We start from the raw sequence: 6037 nt of genomic DNA, 5'->3' as shown, positions 1-6037 counted from the left end.
CATCCCGAAAGAGGCTGCGAAGACGATTTGGGAAAAGGGCGGCGCCGCCAAATTCGATGTCGACAAGATCGACGAGATCGAGCGCGTCACCAAGCACGACGTCATCGCCTTCCTCACCCATCTCGCCGAATTCGTCGGACCGGACGCCCGCTTCATCCACCAGGGCATGACGTCGTCCGACGTGCTCGATACCTGCCTTGCGGTACAACTCACCCGCGCCAGCGACATCCTGCTTGCCGACATCGACGCGCTGCTCGCGGCGCTCAAGCGCCGCGCCTTCGAGCACAAGGACACCGTCACCATCGGCCGCAGCCATGGCATCCATGCCGAGCCGACGACTTTTGGGGTCAAGCTGGCGCAAGCCTATGCCGAATTCTCGCGCTGCCGCGAGCGGCTGGTGCATGCGCGGGCGGACATCGCCACCTGTGCCATCTCGGGAGCGGTCGGGACCTTCGCCAACATCGATCCCTATGTCGAAGAGCACGTGGCGAAGAAGCTCGGCCTGAAGCCGGAGCCGGTGTCGACGCAGGTCATCCCGCGCGACCGCCACGCCATGTTCTTCGCCACGCTCGGCGTCATCGCCTCGTCGGTCGAGCGCCTCGCGATCGAGATCCGCCACCTGCAGCGCACCGAGGTGCTGGAAGCGGAAGAGTATTTCTCGCCGGGACAGAAAGGCTCGTCGGCAATGCCGCACAAGCGCAACCCGGTGCTGACCGAGAACCTGACCGGCCTTGCCCGCATGGTTCGTTCTTACGCCACGCCGGCCATGGAGGACGTGGCGCTCTGGCACGAGCGCGACATCTCGCATTCCTCGGTCGAGCGCATGATCGGCCCGGACGCGACGGTGACGCTCGACTTCGCGCTGGCGCGGCTCACCGGCGTCGTCGACAAGCTGCTCGTCTATCCCGACAACATGCTGAAGAACATGAACAAGTTCCGCGGCCTTGTGCATTCGCAGCGCGTGCTTTTGGCGCTCACGCAAGCCGGCGTGTCACGCGAGGACGCCTACCGGCTGGTGCAGCGCAACGCCATGAAAGTGTGGGAACAAGGCGCTGATTTCCTTGAGGAACTGCTTGCCGACAAAGACGTCACAGCGGCGCTTCCCGAGGCCGATATCCGCGAAAAATTCGACCTCGGCTACCACACCAAGCATGTCGACACGATCTTCAAGCGGGTGTTCGGAAAGGCTTGAGGTCGAGCAAAGGCGTCCGTTAGCGCCAAGCTGGAACACCCCTCATCCGTCTTGTCGCTGCGCGACAATCCACCTTCTCCCACAAGGGGAAGGGGGAATCTGGCGCCGACATCTCGGCAAATCACCAGCGTCCGCGATTGGCGGCGGCGCTGACGCGACCTTCCCTTCTCCCCTTGTGGGAGAAGGTGGATCGGCGCTTTAGTGCCGAGACGGATGAGGGGTGCTCCAGCTAGGCGCAGCCCTTGATCAAGCCTTGCCCGGCACAGTCCTGATCACCGTGCCCCAGGGATCTTCGCGCGCAGCCTCGGCCGTCACATTGTCCGAGCGCATCTCGACCCAGGCGAGCCCGGAGCGGCCCGGATCGCGGCGGCCGGCGCCGGCGCTGCGCCAGGCGTTGGCGCCGATATGGTGATGGTAGTGGCCTGACGACAGGAACACCGCCTGGCTGCCATACTTGGCCACGGTGTCGAAACCGAACTCGTCATGCCACCAGGCCTCGGCGTCTTCCGGACGGCCGACGCGCAGATGCACGTGGCCGACGACGGTGTTTTCCGGCGCGCCCTGCCAGCCGGCATCACCCGCCGGCACGCTGGCGACGACCGCGGGCAGGTTCAGCCGCTCGGTCGCCATGGCTATTGTGTCGCCATTCCATTTCCAATCCTGCGGACGGCGGTCGGAATAGATCTCGATGCCGTTGCCCTCGGGGTCGGTGAGGTAGAGCGCCTCGCTGACCAAATGGTCCGACGCGCCCTCGATGGCGATCCTGCTGGCCGCGGCATGGTTGATCCAGCGGCCGAGATCGGCGCGCGACGGCAGCAGGAACGCCGTATGGAAAAGGCCGGCGCTGCGCGGATCGTCGGGCTTGGCCGACGCGTCCGACTCCAGCACCAGCAGCGGACGGCCGGCGGCGCCGAGCGTGATCGCGCCGTCGGCGCGGCTCAACTCCTGCAGGCCGACGACGGCGCGGTAATAGGCGGCAAGGTTTTCCGCATCGCGCGCCTTCAACCCGACGCGTGAGACGCTGACCGGGGTAGTCGCGGCAAAGGGCAGTTCACTCATCAAACTCTCCGTTCCGGCGGCATCTGACGGGCTCCGACTGGAGGAGCCCCGTGCCACGATCATCTGTTCTTGTCTCCCGCATGAGATCGTCGATTGAGATCGTTCACACAAGATGGAAAGAATCGAACAGGTTGTTCACACTTGCGATCTACTGCGTCCCACCGGCATGGTTGCATGAGGCAAGGCCGCTCGCTACATCCGCGCCATGAAAGTCAGAGACGCAGATATTCTCATCGTGCCGGGCTACACCAATTCCGGCCCCGAGCACTGGCAGACCCGCTGGCAGTCGAAACTGTCGACGGCGCGCCGGGTCGAACAGGCCGAATGGTCGAAGCCGGTGCGCGAGGACTGGACGGCAAGCGTGGCCAGAGCCGTCAACGAGGCCGATCGGCCGGTGGTGATCGTCGCCCACTCGCTGGGCGTCGCGGCGGCGGTGCAGGCTATCCCGCAATTCCAGAAACCGGTCGCCGGCGCCTTCTTTGTGGCGCCGCCCGATGTCGCCAATCCTGAGATAAGGCCAAGGCACCTGATGACCTTCGGGCCCTATTCGCGCGAGCCGCTGCCCTTCCCGTCGATCGTAATCGCCAGCCGTAACGATCCGTTCTGCGCCTTCGACGTCGCCGAGGATATCGCCGCCGCCTGGGGGTCGCTGTTCATCGACGCCGGCGAGGCCGGCCATCTCAACGCGGACTCAGGCTTCGGGCCATGGCCCGAAGGCTCGATGACCTTCGCCAAGTTCCTGACCGAACTGAAGGAACCTTGAGTTTCTTCTGTTCGGCGGTTCAGGAGCCGATCGAATCCCGCATGCTCTTCAACAGAGTCTTCGCGCCCAGCGAAATCAGCGTGTGGTCCGAACCCATGGCGAGCAGTCGGTAGCCCATCGACACGACGCGGCCGGCAACGGCCGGCTCGATGACGTAGATCGCGGCATGCTTGCCGGCCTTGCGCGTCCGTTCGGCGATCGAGGCGACCGTCTCCATCATGCTTTCCAGCGTCGAATTGACAGTGGTGCCGTTCGACCAGGCGATCGAGAAATCCGACGGGCCGACAAAGATGCCGTCGATGCCGGGCGTGTCGAGGATGCCGTCGAGCGCCTCGAACGCGGCCCGCGTCTCGACCATGGCGAAGGCCATGGTGCGCTGGTTCGAGTCGCGCAGCCATTCCGCATGATCGCCCTTGCCGTGGCGCGGAAAGGCATAGGTCGGACCCCAGGAGCGCTCGCCCATCGGCGGATATTTCATGGCGGCGGCGAACAGCCTGGCATCGGCCACCGAATTCACCATCGGTGCGATCACCGCCTCGGCGCCGAAATCGAGCGCGCGGCTGGCCATGTCGAAACGGCCGACCGGAATGCGCACCAGCGCCGGCTTGTTGGCGGCAAGCACCGGCACGAGGCCGCGCAGCACACTGTCCTCGTGATGGCCGCCATGCTGCATGTCGAGGGTTACGGCATCAAAACCCTGCTTGGCGATGATTTCGACCGTCAGCGCGTCCGGTACTCCAGACCAGGCGGTGAACAGCGTTTCGTCGGCGGCCAGGCGGGACTTGAGCGACATCGGAACTTTCCTTGTTAACAATCCGCAGTTTCAGCCGGAAACGGCGGCAAGGCAAAGAAAAACCGCCCGGCTGAGCCGGGCGGTCGATTGGTCCAGCTAGAGTATGATGCCGAAAAGTGTAAGGCGGTTTTCGGACGACATCATGCCCATAAGGCTCAGGCGTTCTTGATCTGCTCGATCGCCTGCGCCATCAGCTCATCCATGGTTCGGCGGATCTGATGGTCCGACTGGTTGACGCCGGCCGCGTCGAAATCCTTGCGGATCTTGCGGAAGACGTCGTGGTCGCCGGCTTCCTCGATATCGGAGACGACCACCTCCTTGGCATAGGTCTCGGCATCGGCGCCGGTTTTGCCGAGCTTTTCTGCGGCCCACAGGCCGAGCGCCCTGTTGCGGCGCGCGGCGGCCTTGAAGCGGAGCTCCTCGTCGAAGACGAATTTGCGCTCGAAGCCCTCTTCGCGGTCTTTCATGCTGCTCATGACGTCCCTCCGGTCAAATCGATTCGCTTGGCGATGAATATGTGTGCTTACCCAGCACAAACCAAAAGGCTGCCGGCCGGTCAATACGCTACATCGAATGCTGCGCTGCGGCATTTCAGTCCTGAAACCGGTTGATCGGCTGGATTTGCCGATTGAGCAAACATTACGATTGCTATAGACACCGGCATTGAACGCCACCGTCGCCGCAACTAATTTAGGCAGACGGACAGGAACCGGTCGCTTGCCGCCTGCCCGCCAATCCAGAGAAAAAAATCAGATGAAAAATCGCCGCCGCATTTACGAAGGCAAGGCCAAGATCCTCTATGAGGGACCTGAGCCCGGGACGCTGATCCAATTCTTCAAGGACGACGCCACCGCCTTCAACAAGAAGAAGCACGAAGTGGTCGATGGCAAGGGCGTGCTCAACAACCGCATTTCCGAGCACATTTTCAACCATCTGAATCGCATGGGCATCCCGACCCACTTCATCCGCCGGCTCAACATGCGCGAGCAGCTGATCAAGGAAGTCGAGATCATCCCGCTCGAAGTGGTCGTGCGCAACGTCGCCGCCGGTTCGCTGGCAAAGCGCCTGGGTATCGAGGAAGGCACGGTGCTGCCGCGCTCGATCATCGAGTTCTACTACAAGGCCGATGCGCTCGACGATCCGATGGTGTCGGAAGAGCACATCACCGCCTTCGGCTGGGCAAGCCCGCAGGAGATCGACGACATCATGGCTTTAGCCATCCGCGTCAACGACTTCCTCTCCGGCCTGTTCCTGGGCGTCGGCATCCAGCTCGTCGACTTCAAGATCGAATGCGGCCGGCTGTTCGAGGGCGATATGATGCGCATCGTCGTCGCCGACGAGATCTCGCCGGATTCCTGCCGGCTGTGGGACGTCGCGACCCAGGACAAGCTCGACAAGGACCGCTTCCGCCGCGACATGGGCGGGTTGGTCGAGGCGTACCAGGAAGTCGCCCGCCGTCTCGGCATCATGAACGAGAACGAGCCGCCGCGCCCCACGGGGCCCGTGCTTGTCGCCTCCTCCGAGTCGCCGAAAGGCCTGAAGCACTGATTAAGCGACCTGCCGACAACGGCAGGTCCGCCGCCCGCACCACGGATCATCCAGGAGCATCGATGAAAGCCCGCATTACCGTGACCCTCAAGAACGGCGTCCTCGATCCGCAGGGCAAAGCGATCGAGCATGCGCTCTCGGGGCTGGGCTTCGACGGCGTCGGCCAGGTGCGCCAGGGCAAAGTGTTCGACATCGAGCTCAACGGAACCGACAAGGCCAAGGCCGAAGCCGATCTCAAGGCCATGTGCGACAAGCTTCTGGCGAACACGGTGATCGAGAACTACGCTGTGGAGATCGCCTGACAATGAAATCAGCCGTCGTCCTCCTGCCTGGCCTCAACCGCGACCGCGACATGATCGCGGCGCTGACCAAGATTTCCGGGCAGGCGCCGGCGACCGTCTGGCAGACCGACACCGAAATCCCCGACGTCGACCTGATTGCCATCCCAGGCGGCTTCTCCTTCGGCGACTATCTGCGCTGCGGGGCGATCGCCGCGCGCATGCCGGTGATGCGGGCGGTGGCTGAGAAGGCCGCCAAGGGCGTCATGGTCATCGGCGTCTGCAACGGCTTCCAGATCCTGGTCGAGGCGGGGCTGCTGCCCGGCGCGCTGATGCGCAATTCCTCGCTGAAGTTCGTCTGCCGGCAGGTGAAGCTTCAGGTCGCCAACGCCAACACCATGTTC

Annotated in this window: 8 protein-coding genes; 5 read left to right on the top strand and 3 right to left on the bottom strand. The window is 63.6% G+C overall.

What is annotated here, in order from left to right; translation table 11 throughout:
* Positions 1-1192 (top strand): adenylosuccinate lyase (gene purB, locus EOA38_RS25265; protein ID WP_127300511.1); only part of this gene is annotated, 1192 nt, incomplete at its 5' end.
* A gap of 246 nt (positions 1193-1438) precedes the next feature.
* On the opposite strand, the gene EOA38_RS25260 is transcribed toward purB, so the two are convergent.
* A complete protein-coding gene (locus EOA38_RS25260; protein WP_127300510.1) occupies positions 1439-2251 on the bottom strand; it encodes a VOC family protein in 813 nt (270 codons plus the stop codon).
* A 205-nt stretch (positions 2252-2456) separates the two neighbouring features.
* On the opposite strand from EOA38_RS25260, the gene EOA38_RS25255 reads away from it, so the two are divergent.
* Entirely contained in the window at positions 2457-3014 is a 558-nt protein-coding gene (locus tag EOA38_RS25255) for an alpha/beta hydrolase (protein WP_127300509.1), read from the top strand.
* A gap of 19 nt (positions 3015-3033) precedes the next feature.
* Here EOA38_RS25255 and EOA38_RS25250 read toward each other — a convergent pair whose 3' ends face one another.
* Positions 3034-3807, bottom strand: coding sequence for an HpcH/HpaI aldolase/citrate lyase family protein (locus EOA38_RS25250; protein ID WP_127300508.1), 774 nt, complete (start codon positions 3805-3807; stop codon positions 3034-3036).
* Positions 3808-3962: 155 nt separating this feature from the next.
* The gene (locus EOA38_RS25245; RefSeq protein WP_126093622.1) at positions 3963-4283 is read right to left on the bottom strand and encodes a DUF1476 domain-containing protein; all 321 of its coding nucleotides are present in this window, start codon (positions 4281-4283) and stop codon (positions 3963-3965) included.
* A 277-nt stretch (positions 4284-4560) separates the two neighbouring features.
* Here EOA38_RS25245 and purC point away from each other — a divergent pair, with 277 nt between their 5' ends.
* The 3 genes from purC to purQ form a co-directional block, all read left to right on the top strand.
* Positions 4561-5355, top strand: a complete 795-nt coding sequence (purC, locus tag EOA38_RS25240) for a phosphoribosylaminoimidazolesuccinocarboxamide synthase (RefSeq protein ID WP_126093621.1) — start codon at positions 4561-4563, stop codon at positions 5353-5355.
* Between the two features lie 62 nt (positions 5356-5417).
* Positions 5418-5657, top strand: coding sequence for a phosphoribosylformylglycinamidine synthase subunit PurS (gene purS, locus EOA38_RS25235; protein WP_127300507.1), 240 nt, complete (start codon positions 5418-5420; stop codon positions 5655-5657).
* Between the two features lie 2 nt (positions 5658-5659).
* Positions 5660-6037 (top strand): phosphoribosylformylglycinamidine synthase I (gene purQ / locus EOA38_RS25230; protein WP_127300506.1); only part of this gene is annotated, 378 nt, incomplete at its 3' end.

The sequence above is a fragment of the Mesorhizobium sp. M1E.F.Ca.ET.041.01.1.1 genome (assembly GCF_003997355.1).
Taxonomy (GTDB): domain Bacteria; phylum Pseudomonadota; class Alphaproteobacteria; order Rhizobiales; family Rhizobiaceae; genus Mesorhizobium.
The sequence above is the reverse complement of the archived record's forward strand: the minus strand, read 5'-3'. Positions and strand labels throughout refer to the sequence as shown.

Excerpts from the sequence above, each read along its gene's own strand:
- EOA38_RS25260 (WP_127300510.1), bottom strand. The coding sequence starts at position 2,251 with ATGAGTGAACTGCCCTTTGCCGCGACTACCCCGGTCAGCGTCTCACGC.
- EOA38_RS25255 (WP_127300509.1), top strand. The coding sequence starts at position 2,457 with ATGAAAGTCAGAGACGCAGATATTCTCATCGTGCCGGGCTACACCAAT.
- EOA38_RS25250 (WP_127300508.1), bottom strand. The coding sequence starts at position 3,807 with ATGTCGCTCAAGTCCCGCCTGGCCGCCGACGAAACGCTGTTCACCGCC.
- EOA38_RS25245 (WP_126093622.1), bottom strand. The coding sequence starts at position 4,283 with ATGAGCAGCATGAAAGACCGCGAAGAGGGCTTCGAGCGCAAATTCGTC.
- purC (WP_126093621.1), top strand. The coding sequence starts at position 4,561 with ATGAAAAATCGCCGCCGCATTTACGAAGGCAAGGCCAAGATCCTCTAT.
- purS (WP_127300507.1), top strand. The coding sequence starts at position 5,418 with ATGAAAGCCCGCATTACCGTGACCCTCAAGAACGGCGTCCTCGATCCG.